Raw genomic sequence first — 20695 nt, forward strand, 5'->3', positions numbered from 1 at the left:
TCAGAGACCGACATTCGGCCGGTCGATGATTTCGCGCAGGGCAAAGCTGGAATTGATCTTAACGACATGCGGCAGCGCAGAGAGCCAATCGCGATGGATGCGCTCATAGTCCTCGAGGTCCCGCGCGGCGACGCGCAATATGTAGTCGTATTCGCCCGACATGAGATAGCAGGCGAGCACATTCGGACAGCGCTTCACCGCCGTTTCGAATTCCGAAAGCGTCTTGGCGAACTGGCCGGATAGCGAGATGTGCACGATGGCGATCATCTTGTAGTCCAGCGCCTTGTGCGACAGGTGCGCGTGATAGCCGTCGATGACGCCGTTCTTTTCGAGAATATCGAGCCTGCGCGAGCAGGCTGATGGCGAAAGGCCGACCTTTTCGGCCAGTTCCGCATTGGTGATCCGCGCGTTCTGCTGCAGCATCCGCAGAATCGAATGATCTATGGCGTCAAGGTCGGACATTCGAAGATCTTTCGAAAAAACTCTTATCCGCGCAATAAATCACGAAAAATGACCGTAACGCAAATCGTCTTTGCAAGGACATTTCAGGGCGGAGGTGGTCTGATTTCCCTTGGAGAAATTGCATACGCAAAAGCATTCGAGGAGGAATGAAATGCGCGTTGGTTGCCCGAAGGAAATCAAGAACCACGAATATCGCGTTGGCCTGACGCCGGCATCCGTTCGTGAATATGTCGCCCACGGCCACGAGGTCTGGGTCGAGACGAAGGCCGGTGCCGGCATCGGCGCCGATGACCATGCCTATGCCGCCGCCGGCGCCAAGATCGCTGCAAGCGCCAAGGATATTTTCGAGAAGTGCGACATGATCGTCAAGGTCAAGGAGCCGCAGCCCTCCGAATGGGCGCAGCTTCGCGACGGCCAGCTTCTCTACACCTATCTGCATCTGGCACCCGATCCTGAGCAGACCAAGGGCCTGCTCGCCTCCGGCGTAACCGCCATCGCCTATGAGACCGTCACCGATGAGCGCGGCGGCCTGCCGTTGCTGGCGCCGATGTCCGAGGTCGCCGGCCGTCTATCGATCCAGGCGGGCGCGACGGCGTTGCAGAAGGCCAATGGCGGTCTCGGCATCCTGCTCGGGGGCGTGCCGGGTGTGCTGCCGGCCAAGGTCGCCATCATCGGCGGCGGTGTGGTCGGTCTGCATGCCGCAAAGATGGCGGCCGGCCTCGGCGCCGATGTCAGCATTCTCGATCGTTCCCTGCCGCGACTGCGCCAGCTGGACGATATCTTCAACGGTCGCGTCCACACGCGCTATTCCAGCATCCAGGCGCTGGAAGAGGAGGTCTTCACCGCCGATCTCGTGATCGGCGCCGTCTTGATCCCCGGTGCCGCCGCGCCGAAGCTCGTCACGCGTGAGATGCTGTCGGGCATGAAGAGCGGCTCCGTCATCGTCGATGTCGCCATCGATCAGGGCGGCTGCTTCGAAACCTCGCATGCCACAACCCATTCGGACCCGACCTACGTGGTCGAAGGCGTTGTGCATTACTGTGTCGCCAACATGCCGGGCGCGGTTCCGGTCACCTCGGCGCATGCCTTGAACAACGCCACCATCTATCACGGCCTCGCATTGGCTGATCGCGGTCTGCGCGCCATCGCCGAAGACAAGCACCTCCGAAATGGCCTCAACGTGCACAAGGGCCGCATTACCAACAAGCCGGTGGCCGAAGCGCTTGGCTATGAAGCCGTCGCGCCCGAAAGCATCCTGAACGTAGCGTAAAGCCCATCGCGCTCACGTCAGATGGAGGCGCCGGCATCAGCATATGCCGGCGCTTCTTTCTACTGCGCCGCGCGCCCTTTTGGCGCGCAAAGGACGCAGTAGCATTTAAATAGCGCATAACCGTTGGGTTATACGCGGTCTATGCGGCACTGATAGCAATTGTTGCGCGCCGAGCGGACATGGACATAGGCGATGTCCGCGCGCTCGAGCAGCGATGTGGCATAGGCGGGAATATCGCCGATCGGTGTCACGGCACCTGTTCCGTAGACGATGCGGTTGTTCTTGCCATAGCCGCGCACGATGAAATCCCGGCTGGTCGCCAGCACGGGCGGCAGGATTTCTGCCGCCTCGTAGCGTTTGCAGGGCGTCTTGTGCAGGAAGATCGGGCCGGTCTCCGCATAGGGTTGCAATTCAGGGAAGGGCCGATAAGCGAAGACGAAAAGCTCCTCGCCGGCATCGATATTGCGCAGGCAATGGCGGCAGGGATGGCCGGGGCCGTCGGAGGTCATGGTCTCCGGCTGGTGACCATAGGCGTCCATGCCTCCGTTCCAGAGCATTTCGGCGTCGGATGTCGGCATGGCGGAAAAGGCGATGGTGGACATGGAAATCTCCTTGTGGCGTTTACCATGTGATGCCTTAGGCCATCGCGCGAAGCCACCCGATTCCTGCCGCTAGTTGTTCTTGGCGAACTCCAGCAGTTCTTTATCGCTCAACGGCCTGACAATGCCTTGGCCGGTGGAAATCGGCGAAAAGCCGAACATCTGGTAGAGCTGAAGCGCTCGCGGATGATCGAGATCGTTTGTGGTCGTTATGATCCGTTGCGGGTTCAGCGTCCATATGGCGTAGAGCGACTGGAGCAGGAACCATTTGCCGATGCCGAGGCCGAGCGCATGCTCCATGAGGCCGAAATGGCTGAGTTCGATGGTTTCCTCGTCCTGGCGGAAATATTCGAAGAAGCCGGCCGGAGCGCCGTTGACATAAAGCACGCTGATATCGTTGCGCTGATCGTGAAGGATCGCCGTCAGCTCCTCGTCAGACATGCGCAGCCGGTCGACCCAATGCCAGCGAGCCCCGACCTGACGGTAGAGATAGCGATAGAAGGGCAGCGGAATGCCCGGCGCACGCATGATAGCCGTCTGAATATTGACCGGCATCGCCAGGCTCGTCTTGGGCGGCGCGGTCATTTCCAGACGGGTGATGTGGACTTTGATCGACGAAGGCGTTTTCACGGATGCCATGCTCAATCTTGACCGGTAGCGATTGGCGTGTCCGCGCGGCTGCCCCACTCAGACCATGAGCCGTCGTAGAGCTTGTTGCCGCTGTGGCCGAGCGATTCGAGCGCCAATGTGATGATGGCGGCGGTAATGCCGGAGCCGCAGGTGGTCACGACGGGCTTGTCGAGATCGATGCCGGCCTTTTCTATGGTCTCACGCAGCTCGGGCAGCGACTTGAACTTGCCGTTGGTGGCGAAGACGCCCGATGGCAGGCTCTTGGCGCCCGGCATGTGGCCGGAGCGCATGCCTTCGCGCGGTTCCGGTTCCACAGCGGCAAAGCGGCCGGCGCTGCGGGCATCGGCGATCTGCAGGGAACGGCTGTCGACGATATCTCGCATCTCGTCGAGCGCAACGACGCGGCTGCCATTGAAATTCGGCTTGAAGGTTGCGGGTTCGAATGTCGGAAGTGCCGTTTCCAGCGGCCGACCTTCGGCCTTCCAGCCGTCGAGCCCTCCATCGAGCACGAAGACGTTCGGCGCGCCCATGACGATGTGGAACAGCCACCAGACGCGCGGCGAGGCAAACAGGCCGGGGCCGTCATAGACGACGATGCGATCGGTCTCGCTGATGCCGAGCTTGCCGACCTCTGCCGCAAAGAGCTCTGGCGAGGGCACCATATGCGGCAGGTTGGTCGAGTGATCGGCGATCTTGTCCTGATCGAAGCGGATCGCGCCCGGAATATGGCCGCCGGCATATTCGGCATCGGCATTGCGCTTCTGCGCCGGCAGATAGAAGGATGCGTCGAGGATGCGCAGGTCCTTGGCACCCAGCTCGCTCTGCAGCCAGTCCGCGGATACGACGAAACGGCTTTTGTCCGCTGCCATGATGATCTCTCCCTGCTATGGTTTCTTGATCTCGGTGTCGGGATATCGACGCTTGCCGGCGTCAGTTTTCGTCGGTCGGGGCGCCGAAACGGATGCGGAAACGGCGGTTTTCCTTGCCCTTCTTCTCGATCTTGGCGATGTGAATCGCTCCGACCTCCTGCGTCTCCGACACATGTGTGCCGCCACAGGGCTGGCTGTCAACGGCGGAGTCCTCTCCGATGCAGACAAGGCTGACGCGGCCGAGGCCGATCGGCGGGCGCACATTCTTGGATTTGACGATACCCGGATTGGCGGCCAGCTCCTCGTCGGTGATCCACCGGAGGAAAACGGGATGGTTTTCGTTGACCAGCGCCATCATCCTGGCGGTCACCTCGTCCTTGTCGATCGTCTCGCTCATGTCGAAATCGACCCGGCTTTCATCCTCGCCGACCGCAGCACCCGTAATCGGATAGGGGCAGACGACCGAGAGCAAGTGACAGGCCGTATGCATGCGCATCAGCTTGTAGCGACGCGGCCAGTCGACGTGCAACACCAGCTTTTCGCCGAGGATGGGCTGCGCCTGGCCTTCGAGCGGCACATGAATGATGATGTCCTTGATCGGCCCGTGCCTGGTCTGGCCGAGCATGATCTTGGAGCCATCGGCGCGCTCGAAGAAACCGGTATCGCCCGGCTGGCCGCCGGAGGTGGCGTAAAAGCAGGTCTGATCGAGCTCGATGCCCCCATCCTCGTGGATCGCGGTCACGACCGCTTCGGCGGTCGAGAGGTAGAAATCGTCACGGTAGAGGGCATTCACGGCCATGGGATCACGCTATTGTTTCGTATGGGACGGAAATATCCGCCCGCTTTTCAAGATAGGCGGGCAGCGGCAGGCCCTTCGACTTCAGGAAGTCCGGATTGAAGAGCTTGGACTGATAGCGATTGCCGTAATCGCACAGAACAGTCACGATCGTATGTCCTGGGCCTAGATCCCTGGCAAGACGCACGGCGCCGGCAATGTTGATGGCCGTCGAGCCGCCAAGGCACAGGCCTTCGTATTCGACGAGGTCGAAGAGGTAGGGCAGTGCTTCGGCATCGGTGATCTGGTAGGCGAAGTCGGGAGTAAAGCCCTCCAGATTGGCCGTCACGCGGCCCTGACCGATGCCCTCGGTGATCGAGGAGCCGGAGGACTTCAACTCGCCGTTCTTGTAGAACTCATAGAGCGCAGCGCCTTCCGGGTCGGCGATGCCGATCTTGATGTCCTTGTTGAAGGCATGCAGGCCCATGGCGACGCCGGCCAGTGTGCCGCCGGAGCCGACCGAGCAGATGAAGCCATCGACCTTGCCTGACGTGTCGGCCCAGATTTCCTTGGCGGTCGTCTCTATATGCGCCTGCCGGTTGGCGACGTTGTCGAACTGGTTCGCCCAGATCGCGCCGTTCGGCTCCGTCTTCGCCAATTGCTCGGCAAGCCGGCCGGACAGCTTCACATAATTGTTCGGGTTCTTGTAGGGGACCGCGGGGACCTCGACCAGCTCGGCGCCGAGCAGCTTAAGCGCATCCTTCTTTTCCTGGCTCTGGGTTTCCGGAATGACGATGACCGTGCGATAGCCGAGCGCCTTGGCGACCAGCGTGAGGCCGATACCCGTATTGCCTGCCGTGCCCTCGACGATGACGCCGCCGGGCCTGAGCAGCCCCTTCTTCTCGGCATCGCGAATGATGTAGAGCGCGGCGCGATCCTTGACCGACTGACCGGGGTTCAGGAACTCGGCCTTGCCGAGAATGGTCGAGCCCGTCGCCTCGGAGGCGCCCTTGAGCTTGATCAGCGGCGTATTGCCAATTGCTTCGAGGACGGAGGGGTGGACGGTCATGGAATCTGCCTTCTGTTCACGACTACTGTAAGAACGGTCTTTTCCCTTCACAAGGCGGCATAGGCAAGAAATTCTGTTCCTCGCTCTTCGTTCGGCCTGCAAAATTCAACTTGGGCGACACTAATCGCCTACGCGTCGCGGCCCTTCACTTGTCCCTGGTTGGTGACATAGATTTCCGCATCGAAGGCAACAGACTGGCCGAAAGCGGCCACAATGATACGTTATTTCTAAAATGCTACGGGCGGCCGCGGTTGAGTGTTTGATGTAGGCGGCCGTCAGCCAAGGAGAAGAGCCATGAGCCCGTTCATTGCGCGTCCTGAACACGGAGTCGTCTGGATCACCGGCGCCAGTTCCGGCATGGGCCGAGCGCTGGCACTGAAACTGGCGGGCGAAGGGTATAAAGTGGCCGTAACGGCCCGCAGCCACGACAAGCTTTTGGCATTGCAGGCGGAGGCGAGCGAACTTCCCGGCAGCATCGTCGTGCTCGATGGCGACGTGACCCAGGCCGAAGACATGGAGCACACCGTCGCCGCGATCGAATATCAGCACGGCGCTGTTGCCTTGGCGGTTCTCAATGCCGGCATCTATCTGCCGGCGCGCGGCGAGGATCTGAACCACGAGGTTTTCGACCGCAGTTTTGCCGTCAATCTCCATGGTGTCGTCAACTGTCTCGTTCCGGCGGTGCGACATATGCGGGCCAGAGGATATGGCCAGATCGCCATCGTCTCTTCCGTTGCGGGTTATGCCGGTCTTCCCGGCTGTGCCGCTTACGGCGCCACCAAAGCTGCCTTGATCAACATGGCGGAAAGCCTGAATTTCGAGCTCGATCGCATGGGCATCCATATCCAGCTTGTGACCCCCGGCTATGTTGAAGCGCCGCTGACGGCGAAGAACAAATTCGCCATGCCGGGCATTCTGTCCGCCAACGAGGCGGCCGATGCGATCGCTGCCGGATTGAAATCCCCGGCTTTCGATATCTGCTTCCCGAAGAGTCTCGTTTACCGGGCAAAGCTCTTGAAGCTGCTGCCCTATAGCCTCTATTTCCGTGTAGTCAGATATTTTCTGGGGAGCGGCGCTAAACGGCGGTCAGTCGACACGCGAGCAACGCCGCATCCGGCGGAATAGCGTCTACTCATCATTCTTCAGCGACGCGAGCGCATCGAGCGCGCGTCGCCGTGCCAGAGCGTGATCGACGATCGGCCGAGGATAGTGCTGGCCAAGCGTTACGCCTGCGCGTCTCAGCACATCGTCAGGCGCTTCAAATGGCCGATGGATATACTTGTTGTCGAGATCGGCCAGTTCAGGCACGAAGGTTCTGATATAGCCGCCATCCGAATCGAATTTTTCACCCTGCAGCACCGGATTGAAGATACGGAAGAAGGGCGACGCATCCGCACCTGAGCCCGCCACCCATTGCCAGTTTGCGGCGTTAGCGGCCGGGTCGGCATCGACAAGCGTGTCGCGGAACCAGGCTTCCCCCTCGCGCCAGTCGATCAACAGATCCTTGATCAGGAAGGAGGCGACGATCATGCGGACGCGATTGTGCATCCAGCCATGGCGCCAGAGCTGCCGCATGCCGGCATCGACGATCGGATATCCTGTTTGCCCACGTCGCCAACTGTCGAAAAGCTGCGCATCCGAGCGCCATGGAAAGTCGTCATATCGATCGTTCCAATTGGCAGAGTTGAGGTTGGGGAAGTGGAAGAGCTGATGATAGCAGAATTCCCGCCAGGCGACTTCCTTGCGAAAGCGCACGATATTGTCCGTCGGGATGTTTTTGGGAAGACCTCGCGTAGCGTGCCATATCCGGGCCGGGGAAATCTCGCCGAGCGCCAGGTGCGGCGACAGCATGGATGTTGCCGGCTTGTCGGGAAAATCGCGCTCGACCGCATAGCTGTCGAGCGCGGTCTCGATGAAGTCGCCCAGCTTCCCGCGTGCCGCAGCCTCGCCAGGCACCCACATATCCGGGAAATTCGAGGCCCAGTTCGGCTTGGTGGGCAGCAGCGACCATGAGCCAAGCGAATCCGATAGCGGCCAGTGGCCGGGCGCGCAGAGCTTTGCAGGCGCGTCGATCGGAAAGGGCGGCTCGCCGAACTGCTCCAGCGCCCGCCAGAACGGCGTGTAGGTCTTGTACGGGTTGCCGGTGCCGGTGCGCACGCGTGACGGCTCATGCAGCAGCTGACCGGCAAAGCTGTTTGCCTTTATGCCGGCATCGCGCAAGGTCTTCTTGACGTCCACATCCACCGCCATGCCGGCGGGGTCATAACGCCGGTTCCAGACGATGGCCTCTGCACTCGTCTCATCGAGGAGCCTTTCAATGACCGACAGCGCATCGCCCGTTCGCAGAACAAGCTTGCTGCCGAGGCCGTGGAGGCTTTTATCTAAGGCGGCGAGGGAATGATGGAGCCACCACCGCTGTGCTGCCCCGAGCGGCCCGCAGCCCTTCGCTTCCGGCTCCCTGATATAGATGGGGAAAACGGGTCGGCCCGATGCTGCGGCAGCCTGCAGGGCGTGATTGTCGTCAAGGCGGAGATCCTTGCGGAACCACAGGAGAATGGGATTCGGCTCATCGGTGGAGGATGTCATGGTTCTCGCCGGTCGTCTGTGCCGCATTCTTCATATGCTTCATTGCCTTCGCAGCCATATACGGCGCGGGTGGCGAAATGGTTCCACCACCGCACGTATCGCCATGGAATCGCCAGCGCAACTCTCGTGAGGAAATCGGGATGCCTCTTGTGATATAAGGATCCTTGTCACTGTTCTGTAATGCAAATTCGCTAGCAGTCCAAGCAATTGGCGGCCCAGAATTGACAGGTGGGAAAGAACAACATGGCGGAAATCCGGATCGAACAAGTTCACAAGGCCTACGGACGCAACCAGGTGGTCCACGGCGTCGACCTGAACTTTCGTTCGGGCGAGTTTGTCGTCATTCTTGGCCCTTCCGGCTGCGGCAAGTCCACCCTGCTGCGCATGATTGCCGGCCTTGAGGATATTTCGTCGGGCGAGATCGTCATCGACGGCAAGGTTGTCAATCAGCTCGAGCCGCGCGAGCGCGGGTGCGCCATGGTCTTCCAGAATTATGCGCTCTATCCGCATATGGATGTCGCCGCCAACATGGGCTACGCGCTGAAGGTTGCAGGCGTGCCGCGCGAGGAGCGTGACCGCCGCATCAAGGAAACCGCCAAGATCGTCGGCCTGGAAGACTTCCTCGCCCGCAAGCCGGCCGAGCTTTCCGGCGGCCAGCGTCAGCGCGTCGCCATGGGCCGCGCCATCATCCGCGAGCCGAAGGTCTTCCTTTTCGACGAACCGCTCTCCAACCTCGATGCCAAGCTGCGCGTGCAGATGCGCGTCGAGATCCGGCGCCTGCACAAGCGCCTTTCGGCCACGTCGGTTTTCGTGACCCACGATCAGGTCGAGGCCATGACGCTCGCCGACAAGCTGGTGGTCATGTACAAGGGCAATGTCGAACAGGTCGGCACTCCCCTTGAAATCTACAACACGCCGCGCACCCGCTTCGTCGGTTCGTTCATCGGTTCGCCGGCCATGAATTTCCTGGAAGGCACGTTCTCGGCGAACGGCGAACAGTTCATCTTCGATGGCCTGCCGATCGGCATTGATGCCAATATCGGCAAGCGTCATGCAGGCCAGCCGGTCGCTCTCGGCATCCGCCCGGAACAGGCGCGTCTCGTGCCGGCAGGCACGCCCGGCGCCATTCCGGCGACGGTCGACTTCGTCGAGGAGCTCGGCGCCGGCCGCGTCATCCATTGCGATATCAACGGATCGAGCTTCGCCATCGCTGTGGCCGATCACACGACCGGGCAGACCGGTCAGGCCGTTGGTCTGGAACTGCCGCAACAGCACACGCACCTCTTCGCCCAGGATACCGGTTTGCGGCTCGACGCCGTTGCTTCCGTCACGCCGCTGACGGTCATGGCGCATTAATTTCAGATATCAATTTTTATGAAGAGCGCCCGGAAATCCTTACCGATTTCCGGGCTTTTTTGTTACCGAATTCCCAGCGACCGTGGCAGGGATCCGAACCATTAAATCTGTCGGCACGTCACTTTGCGCATTCGAAATTCTCCGCCTTGCTCGGATCGGCCGCCCCGGACTTATCCTTCGGATAGGACGGGTATCTGTCGGCGATGATGTCCTCGCAGCGAGGCGCTCGCCAAGGAGCGTGGATCCGGAGGCCATGTGCCGGCTCGAATGTCAGGCATTGGAGCGCAGGAAAGATTGGCAACTGCCGCGCCCAAGAACGAGGCGCGGCAGGCGATCCGATCATTTCTCGGTGGAGATCAGGCCGCGAACGAACCAGCGCTGCATCAGAACCACGACGAGCAGCGGCGGCACCATGACGATCAACGTTCCGGCCATGGCGATGTGCCACTCAGGAAGGCCGCCGACGTTCGGGATAAGCTGCTTGAGCTCGGTCACTGCGGTCGCGTGTGCCGGATCGGTGGTAATAAGCAGCGGCCACAGATATTGATTCCATGCCCAGAGGAACATGATAGTGCCGAGTGCCGCCATGTTGGTGCGCGACAATGGCATCAGGATGTCGATGAAGAAGCGTAGCGACCCGGCGCCGTCCATGCGTGCAGCTTCGGTCAGCTCGTCAGGTATGGTCAGGAAGAACTGACGGTAGAGGAAGGTGCCTGTCGCTGTGGCGACGAATGGCAGGATCAGGCCGGGATAGGAGTTAAGTAACCCCAGGTTCAGCGAGATATGAATGCCTGTAACCTGCTCGATCAGCCAGCTGATGCCAGTGACATCGAGGATCGCCTGATAGGGCGACAGGACGTTCGCTGCGACCGCATAGGTCGGCACAGCTCGCACTTCGAGCGGCAGCATCAGTGTCACGAAGATCAACCAGAAGATGAAGTGGCGGCCGGGATAGCGGAAATAGACCAGCGAAAAGGCGGTGATCGCTGAGATGATCACCTTTCCCACCGAGACGCCGGTGGCGAAGATCAGGCTGTTCAGCAGCTTAGGGCCGAGATCGGCGGTCGTCCAGGCTGTTTGCATGTTGATCCAAAAATCGGTGCCCGGGATCAGCGACATCGGCACGCGATTGACGTCGGCCATATTATGGGATGCGGCGATCGACACGATGACGATCGGTCCCACTGCCACTATGAAGCCGATGAACAGGATCAAGTGGGTGAAGAAATTAAGGATGGGTGTGCGCTCGACCATGTCAGCCTCAACGATAATGAACGCGCCGCTCGATGAAGCGGAACTGGAAGATGGTAAGCACGATGATCAGTAGCATGAGAACGATGCTCTGCGCCGCCGCACCGGAATAATCGAGGCCTTTGAAGCCGTCGAAGATGATCTTGTAAACCATGAGATTGGTCGAGTTGTGCGGGCCGCCTGAGGTCATGATGTCGACGATGCCGTAGGAATCCTGGAAGCTCTCCGTGATGTTGATGACGAGCAGGAAGAAGATCGTCGGTGTGATCAACGGGAACTGGATATCCCAAAAGCGCCGAAGCACGCCCGCGCCATCCATGGCAGCCGCCTCGATCTGCGAGCGCGGAATGGCCTGGAAGGCCGCGAGGAAGAAGATGAAGCTATAGGCGATATATTTCCAGGAGAAGGCAGCGATGATCGAGGCCATGGCGGCAGTGCCGTCGAGGCCCGGATCCCAAAATCCTGGCCAATAGTGATTGACGACGGACATGAAACCGGCTTCAGGCGCCAGGATAAAGCGGAAGGCCATTGCCGATGCGGGAGCTGCGACGCCATAGGGCCAGATGAGTACGACGCTGTAGAACTTCGAGCCGCGCAGCTGCCGGTCGGTGAGGGCTGCAAGTATTACTGCAACAACCATGGAAATGCCGGTGCTGATACCAGCGAAGATGATGCTGATCGTGACCGAGTTCCAGTAATCGGAACTGGCGAGGATGGCCTTGAAATTATCGAGCCCGACCCAGATGTTGCCGCCGCCCCAGGGCTGCTGCAGCGTCAATGACCAGAAGATCGCTTGACCGGCCGGCCAATAGAAAAAGGTGAAGATGAGGAGCAACTGCGGCACTGCGAACAGGATGCCAACGCTCCATTTGTTGAAAGTTATGCGCTTTTCCATGGTCTCTTCCGGCTTGGGGTCCCGATGCCACTCTCGCTCTCATAACGAACGTCCGCCGGGAGGCCCCGGCGGACGCTGTCTGTTATGAGGTTTGCTGCTTACGGCAGCTGCTTGCCCTTGTAGGTGGCTTCGAAGCGCTCAAGGACGGCGTCACCATTCTTGACCAAGTTGTCGATGCCTTCCTGGACGCCGACCTTATTGGCGAAGATCGCCTGCATCTGGTTGCCGAATTCGGCGCGGATCTGCGTGAAGTTGCCGAGACGGATGCCGCGGGTGATCGGGGTTGGCTCGGAGGCGGTCAGGCTGGCGATCGCGACTTCGCGGCCCTTGTAGGGAGCCTTGCTATAGAAGCCGGAGGACTTCATGAATTCGAAGCCGGAATTCGTGACCGGGATGTAGCCGGTATTGGTCGACCAGAAGAGAGCGGTCTTGGGGTCGTGGATGAAGTTTAGGAATGCGGCTGCGCCCTTGTATTCGTCAGCCGACTTGCCGGAGAGAACCCAGAGCGAAGCACCGCCGACAAGCGAGTTCTTGCGCTCGGTGCCGGCGTAGACGGGAAGTTCGGCAACATCCCAGTTCATGCCAGCCTTCTGCGTCTTGGTGATCGAGCCGTGGTCGCCGACCGAGGTCATGATCATCTGGCAATCGCCCGAGGCAAAGGCCTGAACCATGTCCTGGCCGAGATCCTTGGACTTGATCTTGATGAGGCCCTGATCGTACCAGCTCTTGAGGTCGGTAACGTACTTGACGAACTTGGTCTTGTTGACCTCGAGACGGGCGTCGAGACCGTCATAGCCGTTATTCTTGGTGGCGATCGGCTGGTTGTGGATCGCCGAGAACTGCTCCATCAGCTGCCAGCTTTCGTTGCCGGAGATGTTGATTGCCATCGGGCATTCATAGCCGGCACCCTTGAGCGCCTTCATGTCGTCTGCGGCTTCTTCCCAGGTCTTCGGAGCTTCAGTCTTGCCGATCTTGGCAAAAGCGTCCTTGTTCCAATAGAGCAGGGCGGTCGAAGAGTTGAACGGGAAGGAGAGCAGCTCGCCCTTCGACGTTGCGTAATAGCGCGCAATGCCGGGGAAGTAGTCGTTCCAGTCGATCTTGTAGCCATTTTCGGACATCAGCTTGCCGGCCGGGTAATAGGCGCCGGAGAGCATCATGGTTGCGGTGCCGGCGTCATAGACCTGGACGACTGCAGGCTGCTTGCCAGCGCGGAAGGCGGCAATGGTGTTCTGCAAAGTGGCGTCGTAATTGCCCTGGCTGGTGCAGACGACTTCATAGTCCTTCTGTGACTCGTTGAAGTTCTTGCACATCGTCTGAACGACGCGCTCGAGGTCGCCCGACAGGCCGAACCAGAAATCGAACTTGGTCGGAGCAGCAGCAGCAGGCAGGGCCAGCGCTAAGCTCATGACGCCGGCGGCGGCAGCCGAAATGTAGTTTTTAAGTTTCGACATAATCCCTATTTCCTTTTTGAAAGCTCGGAACCGGTGGTCTTGCGCAAGTCCGCGGTAGCGGCGTTATAGACAAGCTGTGTGACAGTTTGTTGAGGGCAAAAATCCCGGATCGACAGCCATTTTCAGTCGATGCGAGGGTTTTCGGGCGGCCGAACTTTGAATGATCAAGTATTTGAGATGGCGCTAATAAAGACGTGTAATCTAGGACGGTTCGTGCGGGGATTGTTGCTTGCCTCGAAAGGGGTGCGTCTTCCTTGCTGGCGGCCTGAATGGTGATGCATGATCTCACCGGACGAATCCATAAAGCAGCGGAGGGGCGCATCGATGGGCATCACCGAAAGGCAGAGGATGGCGGCGGCTGAATGGTATTGCTGCTTCGATCCCGAACTCGATGCGTTGCGGTGGCGGGCGCGCGAGGCCGTGCACGAGCATAACACGATGCCGCCAGTGCAGCGCGGCAATCTCGGGCCGGCTTTGGCTGCGCTCTTCGCTCGCGCTGCGGAGAATGTTTTCATCGAAGCGCCGTTTCACTGCTCCTATGGGATGAACATCTCGCTTGGTCGGCGGGTCTATCTCAATGCAGGCTGCACCATTCTCGACAGTGGCAGCGTGCGCATCGGCGAAGGCAGCATGCTGGGGCCGGGCGTTCATATATATTGTGCGGAACACCACAGGGACCCGGAGAAGCGGCGCGCCGGCATGGAGATTGCGCGACCGGTTATGATCGGCAGGGATGTGTGGATCGGGGGCGGAGCCATTATTCTAGGTGGCGCGACGATCGGCGACGGGGCGATCGTGGGGGCCGGCTCGGTCGTGACAAGAGATGTCGCAGCGGGTGCGACCGTGGTCGGTAATCCCGCCCGGCCTGTCGGCGGGAGCTAGAAAGAGGATCAGTTCGCCGGGCGGCGGCGTTTTGTCCACCACACCGCAAAACGCCGGCGCCAGCGACGGACGACCGGCATATCATGTGACAGCACGATGAAGCCAAGCGGCAGCATCCAGAAGCCGAGCACCGGCATGAAGCCAAGCAGTCCGCCGAAGATGAGGGCAATGCCGACGCCGACGCGCGCAAGCCGCGATCGGGGCAGGGGAATTCTCACAGAGCCGAAAACAAGCTCGCGAGTTGAGGGATCAATGCCGAAACGGCGGGTTTTCCGGCCATTTCGATCGGCATTTGTTGTCGTTTCGCTTTGATCAGTCATCCACAGGAAATGGTGAGGCGGCGAAATAATGCAAGAGAATTCGATTTTTTTGAAAAAACCGCTTGGCAAATCGGGCAAGCGTTTGTATTAGCCCACTCACACCGCGCCAAGCGCATTCCCTGGTAGCTCAGCGGTAGAGCATTCGACTGTTAATCGACAGGTCGCCGGTTCGAATCCGGCCCGGGGAGCCACTCTTTCTGAGAAGAGTTCGTTTTTTCTGTATTATAAAGAATACAGATTTTCTTCCTCGCCACCTCTGAAGTCATCATCGTCGATGATATCCGCGCCGCGGTCAAGCCGCCGGCATCCCCTTCCTCGATGGTGGTTATTCTGGAGACGGCGTCGCCTGGGCGCGCCTGCGCGATCAGCAGGGAAGCCACGACGGTCTTTTCGGTTGCGCAGCCCGGCTATTTGCGCTTGGGTCGGGCGAAAAGCTTGACTCTAAGGAACAATAAAAATGATGCGCCAATGGATGGTTTTGGCTTTGTGTGTATCGATCAGCGCCGGACACGCTTTGGCTGATACCGATTCCGTCTCGAATGCGAAAACGCTTTGCCGAGCAGTGGACACGACCATTTCGTTATCGCCGTGCACCTATTCCGAAGAAACGAAAACGGTCACGGTCTCTGTCGCAACGAGAGGTGGGGACGCTCAAGAACTCTGCCGAACCATTGAGAGCTCTCTCATAGAAAAGCAGATATATTTCGGTGCCGATCCCTGGAAGCTGAATCTGAAATCGCCGGCCAGCGGCGACGACACGATCGCATCTTGTGATTTGCCGCAAACTCCCCGTTGAAGGGGACGCCGGCCCGGGGAGTGGTGGGTGAAACGAGAACTGGTGAGATGTCGAAAATCAACGATCTGATAGCGTCGGCAAAGACCGTTTGCGACCGATACGAAAAAGGGCGCATGGAGAGAGAAACAGTCCGAGAATGGGTCTTGCGTCTGGGTGCTTATCCACCGCCGCATGGCGATCGTGTGCGGGAAGCGGCGGAGTGGTTCAGGGCTCACTCTGCAACCGAAGTGCCGGCCGATGTGCGAGGTGTCGATCTGGACAGATTAAGAGCAATCTTTTCGCAGTAAGCGATCGCACTTGATTGTCATCACGGATACTGTAGACACCCAAGAAGAACGCGACTGCCGTTAATTTAGAACGGGGTCGGGCGGCCGATTGACGTCACGTTGCTGCTGCGAGATCACGCAGCCGTTCTTTTTTCCCAAGCCTGAGAGAGTGAACGAGCTGCATCAGCGGAGTGTGCAATTTTATTGCACACGCCTTCGCGCGCCGATTTCTTCGGCCCTAGTCTGGATGGAATGTCTGTGAATGCAAACTCTCGCAGAGCCTCGTGGGTCGAGTGTGTGTTCAGCGCAATCTCGGCCTGATCGTCCTCGTTTGCACAATTCTTTATGCCATTCCACGCACCGCAATTCTTGGCGTAATCCTGACGACGGCTTCCGGGCGGTGCTATCTGCGTCCATTTTCGTCTCGGAGAGGCAGGTCTTCGCCACAACTTATCAGTTTGCTTTTGGGCATCTTGGCCTGGGAAGGTCCTTATCTTCGCGACGAGCGGCTTCGAAGCCTCCTGCCCATCCGTTCCCCAATCGGCTGAGAATAGAAAATCCGCTTTGCCAGGGCTTTTTTGTACTGCAACAACAGAGTCTTGCATTCCTGCCGATGAAAGGGTTGCCGGTGCGATACAATGGCGGTTTTCGAGCCGCTATCGGCAAATTTCATGCAGATGTGTGTGGTATTTTGACGAAATTTGGTTCAAGGTATGGTTGCTCTCACGAATGTGAGAAAATGTTCATGTGTCGTTAATCTGAACCAGCGCATGAACATAAGGGCGCGATCCGCGCAGCATAGTCCCCCAATGCTTTAGAGGTTCAACATGAAAAACCTGATTCTTGCTTCTGCACTTGCACTGGCATCGGTCGTTGCCGTCAGCGCATCGTCCGAGGCGGCTCCGATGCATCATCGTCACCATCACCATTGCTATATGAAGAAGGTGAAGCACAGAGTTCATGGCCACTGGGTCATTCGCAAGGAACGCGTCTGCCGTTAATCGGTAGAAGCTTCGAACTGGCGCAAAATCCCCTCTGATTGCAAGTCGGCCGCTACCGATATCCTCGGCAGCGGCCGTTTCGTTTCTGGAACTCTATGAAGAGGGACCTGCGGGACTTTCGTCCCGATGCATTAAGGACGAATTTCGAATATTACGCCGCTTTGATGCCGGCGATGATAGCGGCGGTCGTCGCGCCAGCCACTGTCCCCGCGCCAGCCACCGTCCCGCTGGCGGCCACGGTCCCATCCGCGATCGTCGTGCCAATGACGGCGATCATGACCGCGCCAGCGGCGTCGATTGTCATATGAATCCGGGTGCCAGCGCGTTCCCTGCTCTTGAACCAGAACAATATCTGAAGCTGTCGCGGGCGAAGCGCGGGGCGGCGCTGCCATCGTCGGCATGGTGACCGACAGCAGCGAGCCTACGGCAAGCGCGGCGGTCAAAGCGATCGAAGCGAGGTTTTTCAAAATGATAACTCCTTTATTCAGTCATATGCCCTTGAGCAGTAAACGCTATCGCCGCGACAAGGTTCCCCCTTCTGGTTGATCGGGGATGGTCGCAACACGTTTTGCTCGCAGGGGCTTGACTTCAGGAGCCGCTGGTCAAGAAAAAAGGGGGCCGGCAGGGAAAGCCGGACCCCTTCCTTCTCTGATCGGAGGTCAAGTCAGATCAGGTTAGAAGTTGCGTTCGAAGCGGAGAATGCCGGAGACGGTATCGTCCTTGGCATAGTCATAATGAACGTAGGTCAATTCCGGCTCGACCAGGAGGTTCTTGACCGGGTTGAACTTGAGGTTCGTGGTTGCTTCGAAGATCTTCGAGTCGGTATAGGCAAGCTGGAGGTTCCACTTCAGCTTTTCGTTGATCGGAACGCCGACGCCGCCCCAAACTGCCCAATCGCCCCAGCCGCACTTCGAGCCATTGACGGTGCCGTTCGGCGCCGTGCAAGCAGAGATGTCCTGGTTCGAGCCGGCATACTGGTTCAGCTTCTTGCCGTCCGTGTTGTAGCCGCCCATCAGGAAGGCCGTGAGGAAGCCGAAGTCGGCATCGATACGAGCCTTGACAGCACCTTCTTCGACGATGGAGTCATACCCGCCGACGACCTTGAAGCCCCACGCGCCAGACTTGAAGCCGAGACCGCCAACAACGTTCGGGGCGTAGTGGTTGGACCTCGACTGTTCCCAAGCACCGTCGTAAGTCGTCGAATCGGAAGCGGAGTTGCTATCTTCGAGCGAGATAACAGCCGAGAAGCCGTTGCCGGCGTCATATTCATAGGTCAACTGGTTGAGTTCGTATGGGCCGTCATAGATCACGTCGTCGTTGATGACGTCGCCGGCGTAACCCATGTACAGGTTGTACTGGGAGTCCTTCTTACCAACGGTGAAGCCGCCGAGGCTGATGTAGGACCACAGCAGGTTCGTGCTGGTGGAGCCGCCGTCGTTCCAGTCCCAACGGACGATGGTCTCGGTCTTCAGCGGACCGTATTCGGTGTCCGTCGCGGTGTCGACATTCAGCTCTGCACGGGTGTGCCACAGCGTACCCTGCCTGCTGACGCGATTATAGGCGTTGTACCACTCGCCTTCCGTGCGGACCTTGCCGCCGATCTTGAGGCAGGTTTCGGTGCCTGGGATGAAGAAGTAGCCAGCGCCGTAAGCGTCGCAGATGCGAACGTATTCGAGCGGCTCCGGCTCAGCGGCAACGATAGCGTCGGCCGCATGAGCGCCGGATACTGCTGCCAGCGCAGCAGCGGAGCCGAGAAGAAGGCTCTTGATGTTCATAATAACTCCAATCTTTCTTGATTGGGTATGAGATAACCCGTCGAAAAGACGACGTGCCCAACCCCATCCCGTTCATGTTCCCTATCAGTAGCTGCGAAGTAATAAGCTTCACGAACTATTACCTGAACCTGCTTTGCTGATTTGGCAAGATACTAAGGTTTCCGAACTATGTGCGTGCTATTCGAAAAAAAGCTTTGTTGCAAAAATGACGCAATTCGCCGGGTAAGCTGATTATACAGGCCCTTTAGCCGCCTTCGTGGAAGTTGTAGCCAGGGGGAGTGCGGCAAGCGATCAAGCGCCTTTGCGTTGCAAGCATTCGCTTGAATGGTGACGCTTGTGACGCAGGATGGGCTAACGCGGGACGAAATAAGACGATCGATGCAACGGTCACCGGCGCATGGTCTCTCTATCGACGCAGAAGTCCGACATCCCCGCTGGCTCGACATTAAGCTAGGGATCGACGACCCATCGGCAAACCAAACGCATGTAACGTCATGAAATTCGATTTGTATTCCCCACGTGTGCGGTTGGCGATTATCTATTCCCATACCGTCGGCAGATAATGCGGCAGAGATCCGGCATGGCGGACCACACGAAGGCATGGGCCGGATCTCGCTCCGAAAGTGAAGCAATGGGATTTGTAAATTGGCGACTCGTCGGCATTCTCAGATCACATGGTCGGCGTGGCGATGAAAACTTTCAGCGGCACTATGAGCCATGGGCTGTTTTCTCCATGGAGCTCTTCGAGCGAGAAATCGAGGCCTTCTACAGGCGCTCGCGATTTACCATCGTGATCTCGGCGCGGCGTGATTACGCTGCACGTCTTGTTTGAATTTCGCGAATCCATTTGGTCGTGATTTGAAAAAAAGCCGGAGCGTTCGCCCCGGCTTTGTGTGTTCGTCTCCCCTTCATGGTCGACCGTCCAGTTGAATGGCACGTTCCACGAGAAGTTTCGGTCCTGACAGTTTAATTATTCAACGCGCCACCGATAATGGCACCAAGCGCGAAGGCTGCTGCCGGATACCAAAGGCCGTCGCTATGGCGACGGTAGCCGGGTCGACGGTCGCGGTAGCCCCGATATCCGTGATAGTAGCCACGCTCGTCCCGGCCACGGTGCGGCCCCCATCCAGGACGGTCATGTCCTCTCTGAGGCATATTCCGGTGAACCTCTCCAGACCGATCGCGATGGTGACGCGGCCATTCCTGCGCATTGGCGAGGGGGGCTGCGAGCATTGTGGCAGCCATGGCGACGATGAATATCTTCTTCATTGGTTGTTTCCTTGTTATTCGCAAGGGAACCTTAGTAACTGTAAGGTGAACAGGAAGTGAACTTTAAACCCAAAAACGTAGTCGGGGGGCGATTGCCACACCCCGTTTCGCTGCGGCGAATGACTCCTGCCAAAATTGCCGCGCCCCAAAAAAATCCAATGATTTCTCAAGTGCTTATGATGGAAAAAGGGGAAGGATGGAGGCCTCGCCCGGAATCGAACCGGGATGCAAGGATTTGCAGTCCTCTGCGTAACCACTCCGCCACGAGGCCATCCGATATATAAAGGCGAGTGATGGCGGGCGTTTAGAACGAATCTTGAATGGGCGCAAGGGCCTCGCTCTGAATATCGCTCTTTTTTCGCTGCGAATAACAGCTTGCTGGCCGCCTGCAGCGAGTAGGGATGCTCGATGCTTTGCCGTCTACTCTTCCAGGCATGGAAAAGCGAATTTGTAGGAGCGCGCGATTAACGCACTGGCGGGGCGCTCGAGCTGCCATGAATGCTCCGCCATCCACTTGCAGGCGATCGCGGTCGCTTTGGCGTTGCTGAGATCGGAGGGGAGGCAAAAGGCGCCGACAAACTGTTGAAGATAATGCTCATAGCGCGATGAGTTCTTCGGCGTCTGCTTGGTGGCCCGAATCGTCAGATTTTTTGTGCGCTGAGCTTCGTCGAGGATTCCCTGGATATAGACGGAGGCAAGCGCCCGATTCTCTTCGCACCATTCGTCAAGCTGTTTGCCGGTGACGAGATGTCCGATAATCGGTGCCGCCGCCTGCGGTGCTTCGTCGCTGAGGGCGGCCTGGGGTGCAAGAAGGATAAGCAAGGCTGCGGTGGAGGGCGAAAGCCTCATTCTGTGACCTACATCATCGAAGAAAGACTGGCGGCCAGGAAAACGACCAGTGGCAGGGAGGTTGCGACGAAAAGAACAAGAGAAATGGACATTCAGCCAGCCTTCTTTTGAAATTTGATCTTAACCCGGATGGCTTCGGGTAGTTGAGCGTGGTCCTGCGGCGTTAAGATTTGCTTAACGGGCGTCCCGCTATGGAGCGCCTTTCTCTCTTGTTCACGACAAGATAGGCGCCGCCGCAAGCCATGCGCTCAATTGCATCCTCCGTCCAGGAAATTCCATCGCCGCAACGGATAAGGGCAATGGAGACGGCTCGATCGGCATTTG

The 20695-nt window shown here is 58.6% G+C and carries 22 protein-coding genes and 2 tRNA genes; 8 read left to right on the top strand and 16 right to left on the bottom strand.

The genetic code is table 11. From position 1 onward, the window contains the following. Entirely contained in the window at positions 1 to 462 is a 462-nt protein-coding gene (locus AB8B29_RS05595) for an Lrp/AsnC family transcriptional regulator (RefSeq protein ID WP_037199897.1), read from the bottom strand. Positions 463 to 613: 151 nt separating this feature from the next. On the opposite strand from AB8B29_RS05595, the gene ald reads away from it, so the two are divergent. Continuing rightward, complete coding sequence (gene ald / locus AB8B29_RS05600; protein WP_037199895.1) at positions 614 to 1732, top strand: alanine dehydrogenase; 1119 nt, start codon at positions 614 to 616, stop codon at positions 1730 to 1732. A 128-nt stretch (positions 1733 to 1860) separates the two neighbouring features. On the opposite strand, the gene AB8B29_RS05605 is transcribed toward ald, so the two are convergent. From AB8B29_RS05605 to AB8B29_RS05625, 5 genes are all read right to left on the bottom strand, one after another. Then, complete coding sequence (locus tag AB8B29_RS05605; RefSeq protein ID WP_037199893.1) at positions 1861 to 2334, bottom strand: DUF1203 domain-containing protein; 474 nt, start codon at positions 2332 to 2334, stop codon at positions 1861 to 1863. A gap of 69 nt (positions 2335 to 2403) precedes the next feature. Beyond that, entirely contained in the window at positions 2404 to 2970 is a 567-nt protein-coding gene (locus AB8B29_RS05610) for a GNAT family N-acetyltransferase (RefSeq protein WP_037199892.1), read from the bottom strand. Between the two features lie 2 nt (positions 2971 to 2972). Beyond that, positions 2973 to 3830: a 3-mercaptopyruvate sulfurtransferase gene (gene sseA / locus AB8B29_RS05615; RefSeq protein ID WP_037199890.1), complete on the bottom strand. Its 858-nt coding sequence runs from the start codon at positions 3828 to 3830 to the stop codon at positions 2973 to 2975. A gap of 61 nt (positions 3831 to 3891) precedes the next feature. After that, positions 3892 to 4629, bottom strand: a complete 738-nt coding sequence (locus AB8B29_RS05620; RefSeq protein WP_037199889.1) for an alanyl-tRNA editing protein — start codon at positions 4627 to 4629, stop codon at positions 3892 to 3894. A 4-nt stretch (positions 4630 to 4633) separates the two neighbouring features. Then, positions 4634 to 5674 carry a cysteine synthase A gene (locus AB8B29_RS05625; protein WP_037199887.1) on the bottom strand — a complete coding sequence of 347 codons (1041 nt, stop codon included), beginning with the start codon at positions 5672 to 5674 and terminating at the stop codon, positions 4634 to 4636. A gap of 294 nt (positions 5675 to 5968) precedes the next feature. Here AB8B29_RS05625 and AB8B29_RS05630 point away from each other — a divergent pair, with 294 nt between their 5' ends. Further along, positions 5969 to 6799, top strand: a complete 831-nt coding sequence (locus tag AB8B29_RS05630) for an SDR family NAD(P)-dependent oxidoreductase (protein ID WP_047557854.1) — start codon at positions 5969 to 5971, stop codon at positions 6797 to 6799. Positions 6800 to 6802: 3 nt separating this feature from the next. Here the strand turns inward: AB8B29_RS05630 and AB8B29_RS05635 are convergent, their stop codons facing one another. Beyond that, a complete protein-coding gene (locus AB8B29_RS05635) occupies positions 6803 to 8260 on the bottom strand; it encodes a cryptochrome/photolyase family protein (RefSeq protein WP_113118291.1) in 1458 nt (485 codons plus the stop codon). Positions 8261 to 8503: 243 nt separating this feature from the next. Here AB8B29_RS05635 and AB8B29_RS05640 point away from each other — a divergent pair, with 243 nt between their 5' ends. After that, positions 8504 to 9616, top strand: coding sequence for a sn-glycerol-3-phosphate import ATP-binding protein UgpC (locus AB8B29_RS05640; RefSeq protein WP_113118290.1), 1113 nt, complete (start codon positions 8504 to 8506; stop codon positions 9614 to 9616). A 339-nt stretch (positions 9617 to 9955) separates the two neighbouring features. Here AB8B29_RS05640 and AB8B29_RS05645 read toward each other — a convergent pair whose 3' ends face one another. The 3 genes from AB8B29_RS05645 to AB8B29_RS05655 all read right to left on the bottom strand — a co-directional run bounded on the left by AB8B29_RS05645 (position 9956) and on the right by AB8B29_RS05655 (position 13213). Then, entirely contained in the window at positions 9956 to 10870 is a 915-nt protein-coding gene (locus AB8B29_RS05645) for an ABC transporter permease subunit (RefSeq protein WP_037199882.1), read from the bottom strand. A gap of 7 nt (positions 10871 to 10877) precedes the next feature. Beyond that, positions 10878 to 11762 carry an ABC transporter permease subunit gene (locus tag AB8B29_RS05650; RefSeq protein WP_037199880.1) on the bottom strand — a complete coding sequence of 295 codons (885 nt, stop codon included), beginning with the start codon at positions 11760 to 11762 and terminating at the stop codon, positions 10878 to 10880. A gap of 98 nt (positions 11763 to 11860) precedes the next feature. Further along, positions 11861 to 13213 (bottom strand): extracellular solute-binding protein, encoded by a 1353-nt coding sequence (locus AB8B29_RS05655; protein ID WP_113118289.1) that lies wholly within the window; start codon positions 13211 to 13213, stop codon positions 11861 to 11863. Between the two features lie 324 nt (positions 13214 to 13537). Here AB8B29_RS05655 and AB8B29_RS05660 point away from each other — a divergent pair, with 324 nt between their 5' ends. Next, a complete protein-coding gene (locus AB8B29_RS05660) occupies positions 13538 to 14095 on the top strand; it encodes a sugar O-acetyltransferase (RefSeq protein WP_113118288.1) in 558 nt (185 codons plus the stop codon). An 8-nt stretch (positions 14096 to 14103) separates the two neighbouring features. On the opposite strand, the gene AB8B29_RS05665 is transcribed toward AB8B29_RS05660, so the two are convergent. Next, positions 14104 to 14415, bottom strand: coding sequence for a membrane protein (locus AB8B29_RS05665; RefSeq protein ID WP_037199979.1), 312 nt, complete (start codon positions 14413 to 14415; stop codon positions 14104 to 14106). Positions 14416 to 14531: 116 nt separating this feature from the next. Between AB8B29_RS05665 and AB8B29_RS05670 the strand changes: the two genes are divergently transcribed. From AB8B29_RS05670 to AB8B29_RS05685, 4 genes are all read left to right on the top strand, one after another. Then, positions 14532 to 14606 (top strand) — tRNA-Asn (locus tag AB8B29_RS05670). Between the two features lie 266 nt (positions 14607 to 14872). Next, positions 14873 to 15211: a hypothetical protein gene (locus tag AB8B29_RS05675; RefSeq protein ID WP_092573668.1), complete on the top strand. Its 339-nt coding sequence runs from the start codon at positions 14873 to 14875 to the stop codon at positions 15209 to 15211. Positions 15212 to 15258: 47 nt separating this feature from the next. Then, entirely contained in the window at positions 15259 to 15498 is a 240-nt protein-coding gene (locus tag AB8B29_RS05680; protein ID WP_113118287.1) for a hypothetical protein, read from the top strand. Positions 15499 to 16304: 806 nt separating this feature from the next. Continuing rightward, a complete protein-coding gene (locus tag AB8B29_RS05685) occupies positions 16305 to 16478 on the top strand; it encodes a hypothetical protein (RefSeq protein WP_439006213.1) in 174 nt (57 codons plus the stop codon). Between the two features lie 151 nt (positions 16479 to 16629). Here AB8B29_RS05685 and AB8B29_RS05690 read toward each other — a convergent pair whose 3' ends face one another. From AB8B29_RS05690 to AB8B29_RS05710, 5 genes are all read right to left on the bottom strand, one after another. After that, positions 16630 to 16782: a hypothetical protein gene (locus tag AB8B29_RS05690; protein ID WP_156143713.1), complete on the bottom strand. Its 153-nt coding sequence runs from the start codon at positions 16780 to 16782 to the stop codon at positions 16630 to 16632. A 370-nt stretch (positions 16783 to 17152) separates the two neighbouring features. Then, positions 17153 to 18253 carry a porin gene (locus tag AB8B29_RS05695; RefSeq protein ID WP_037201757.1) on the bottom strand — a complete coding sequence of 367 codons (1101 nt, stop codon included), beginning with the start codon at positions 18251 to 18253 and terminating at the stop codon, positions 17153 to 17155. A 966-nt stretch (positions 18254 to 19219) separates the two neighbouring features. Further along, positions 19220 to 19522 carry a hypothetical protein gene (locus AB8B29_RS05700; protein WP_173410755.1) on the bottom strand — a complete coding sequence of 101 codons (303 nt, stop codon included), beginning with the start codon at positions 19520 to 19522 and terminating at the stop codon, positions 19220 to 19222. Between the two features lie 197 nt (positions 19523 to 19719). After that, positions 19720 to 19793, bottom strand: a tRNA-Cys gene (locus tag AB8B29_RS05705). Positions 19794 to 19942: 149 nt separating this feature from the next. After that, positions 19943 to 20371, bottom strand: a complete 429-nt coding sequence (locus tag AB8B29_RS05710; protein ID WP_037201764.1) for a Rap1a/Tai family immunity protein — start codon at positions 20369 to 20371, stop codon at positions 19943 to 19945. Positions 20372 to 20695 lie beyond the last annotated feature (324 nt).

The sequence above is a fragment of the Rhizobium sp. 11_C7_N12_5 genome (genome assembly GCF_051811145.1).
Classification (GTDB): domain Bacteria; phylum Pseudomonadota; class Alphaproteobacteria; order Rhizobiales; family Rhizobiaceae; genus Rhizobium; species Rhizobium lusitanum.

Bases quoted from the DNA above. Each gene is read 5' to 3' on its own strand.
- AB8B29_RS05595 (WP_037199897.1), bottom strand. From the start codon at position 462: ATGTCCGACCTTGACGCCATAGATCATTCGATTCTGCGGATGCTGCAG.
- ald (WP_037199895.1), top strand. From the start codon at position 614: ATGCGCGTTGGTTGCCCGAAGGAAATCAAGAACCACGAATATCGCGTT.
- AB8B29_RS05605 (WP_037199893.1), bottom strand. From the start codon at position 2,334: ATGTCCACCATCGCCTTTTCCGCCATGCCGACATCCGACGCCGAAATG.
- AB8B29_RS05610 (WP_037199892.1), bottom strand. From the start codon at position 2,970: ATGGCATCCGTGAAAACGCCTTCGTCGATCAAAGTCCACATCACCCGT.
- sseA (WP_037199890.1), bottom strand. From the start codon at position 3,830: ATGGCAGCGGACAAAAGCCGTTTCGTCGTATCCGCGGACTGGCTGCAG.
- AB8B29_RS05620 (WP_037199889.1), bottom strand. From the start codon at position 4,629: ATGGCCGTGAATGCCCTCTACCGTGACGATTTCTACCTCTCGACCGCC.
- AB8B29_RS05625 (WP_037199887.1), bottom strand. From the start codon at position 5,674: ATGACCGTCCACCCCTCCGTCCTCGAAGCAATTGGCAATACGCCGCTG.
- AB8B29_RS05630 (WP_047557854.1), top strand. From the start codon at position 5,969: ATGAGCCCGTTCATTGCGCGTCCTGAACACGGAGTCGTCTGGATCACC.
- AB8B29_RS05635 (WP_113118291.1), bottom strand. From the start codon at position 8,260: ATGACATCCTCCACCGATGAGCCGAATCCCATTCTCCTGTGGTTCCGC.
- AB8B29_RS05640 (WP_113118290.1), top strand. From the start codon at position 8,504: ATGGCGGAAATCCGGATCGAACAAGTTCACAAGGCCTACGGACGCAAC.
- AB8B29_RS05645 (WP_037199882.1), bottom strand. From the start codon at position 10,870: ATGGTCGAGCGCACACCCATCCTTAATTTCTTCACCCACTTGATCCTG.
- AB8B29_RS05650 (WP_037199880.1), bottom strand. From the start codon at position 11,762: ATGGAAAAGCGCATAACTTTCAACAAATGGAGCGTTGGCATCCTGTTC.
- AB8B29_RS05655 (WP_113118289.1), bottom strand. From the start codon at position 13,213: ATGTCGAAACTTAAAAACTACATTTCGGCTGCCGCCGCCGGCGTCATG.
- AB8B29_RS05660 (WP_113118288.1), top strand. From the start codon at position 13,538: ATGGGCATCACCGAAAGGCAGAGGATGGCGGCGGCTGAATGGTATTGC.
- AB8B29_RS05665 (WP_037199979.1), bottom strand. From the start codon at position 14,415: ATGACTGATCAAAGCGAAACGACAACAAATGCCGATCGAAATGGCCGG.
- AB8B29_RS05675 (WP_092573668.1), top strand. From the start codon at position 14,873: ATGATGCGCCAATGGATGGTTTTGGCTTTGTGTGTATCGATCAGCGCC.
- AB8B29_RS05680 (WP_113118287.1), top strand. From the start codon at position 15,259: ATGTCGAAAATCAACGATCTGATAGCGTCGGCAAAGACCGTTTGCGAC.
- AB8B29_RS05685 (WP_439006213.1), top strand. From the start codon at position 16,305: ATGAAAAACCTGATTCTTGCTTCTGCACTTGCACTGGCATCGGTCGTT.
- AB8B29_RS05690 (WP_156143713.1), bottom strand. From the start codon at position 16,782: ATGACAATCGACGCCGCTGGCGCGGTCATGATCGCCGTCATTGGCACG.
- AB8B29_RS05695 (WP_037201757.1), bottom strand. From the start codon at position 18,253: ATGAACATCAAGAGCCTTCTTCTCGGCTCCGCTGCTGCGCTGGCAGCA.
- AB8B29_RS05700 (WP_173410755.1), bottom strand. From the start codon at position 19,522: ATGAAGAAGATATTCATCGTCGCCATGGCTGCCACAATGCTCGCAGCC.
- AB8B29_RS05710 (WP_037201764.1), bottom strand. From the start codon at position 20,371: ATGAGGCTTTCGCCCTCCACCGCAGCCTTGCTTATCCTTCTTGCACCC.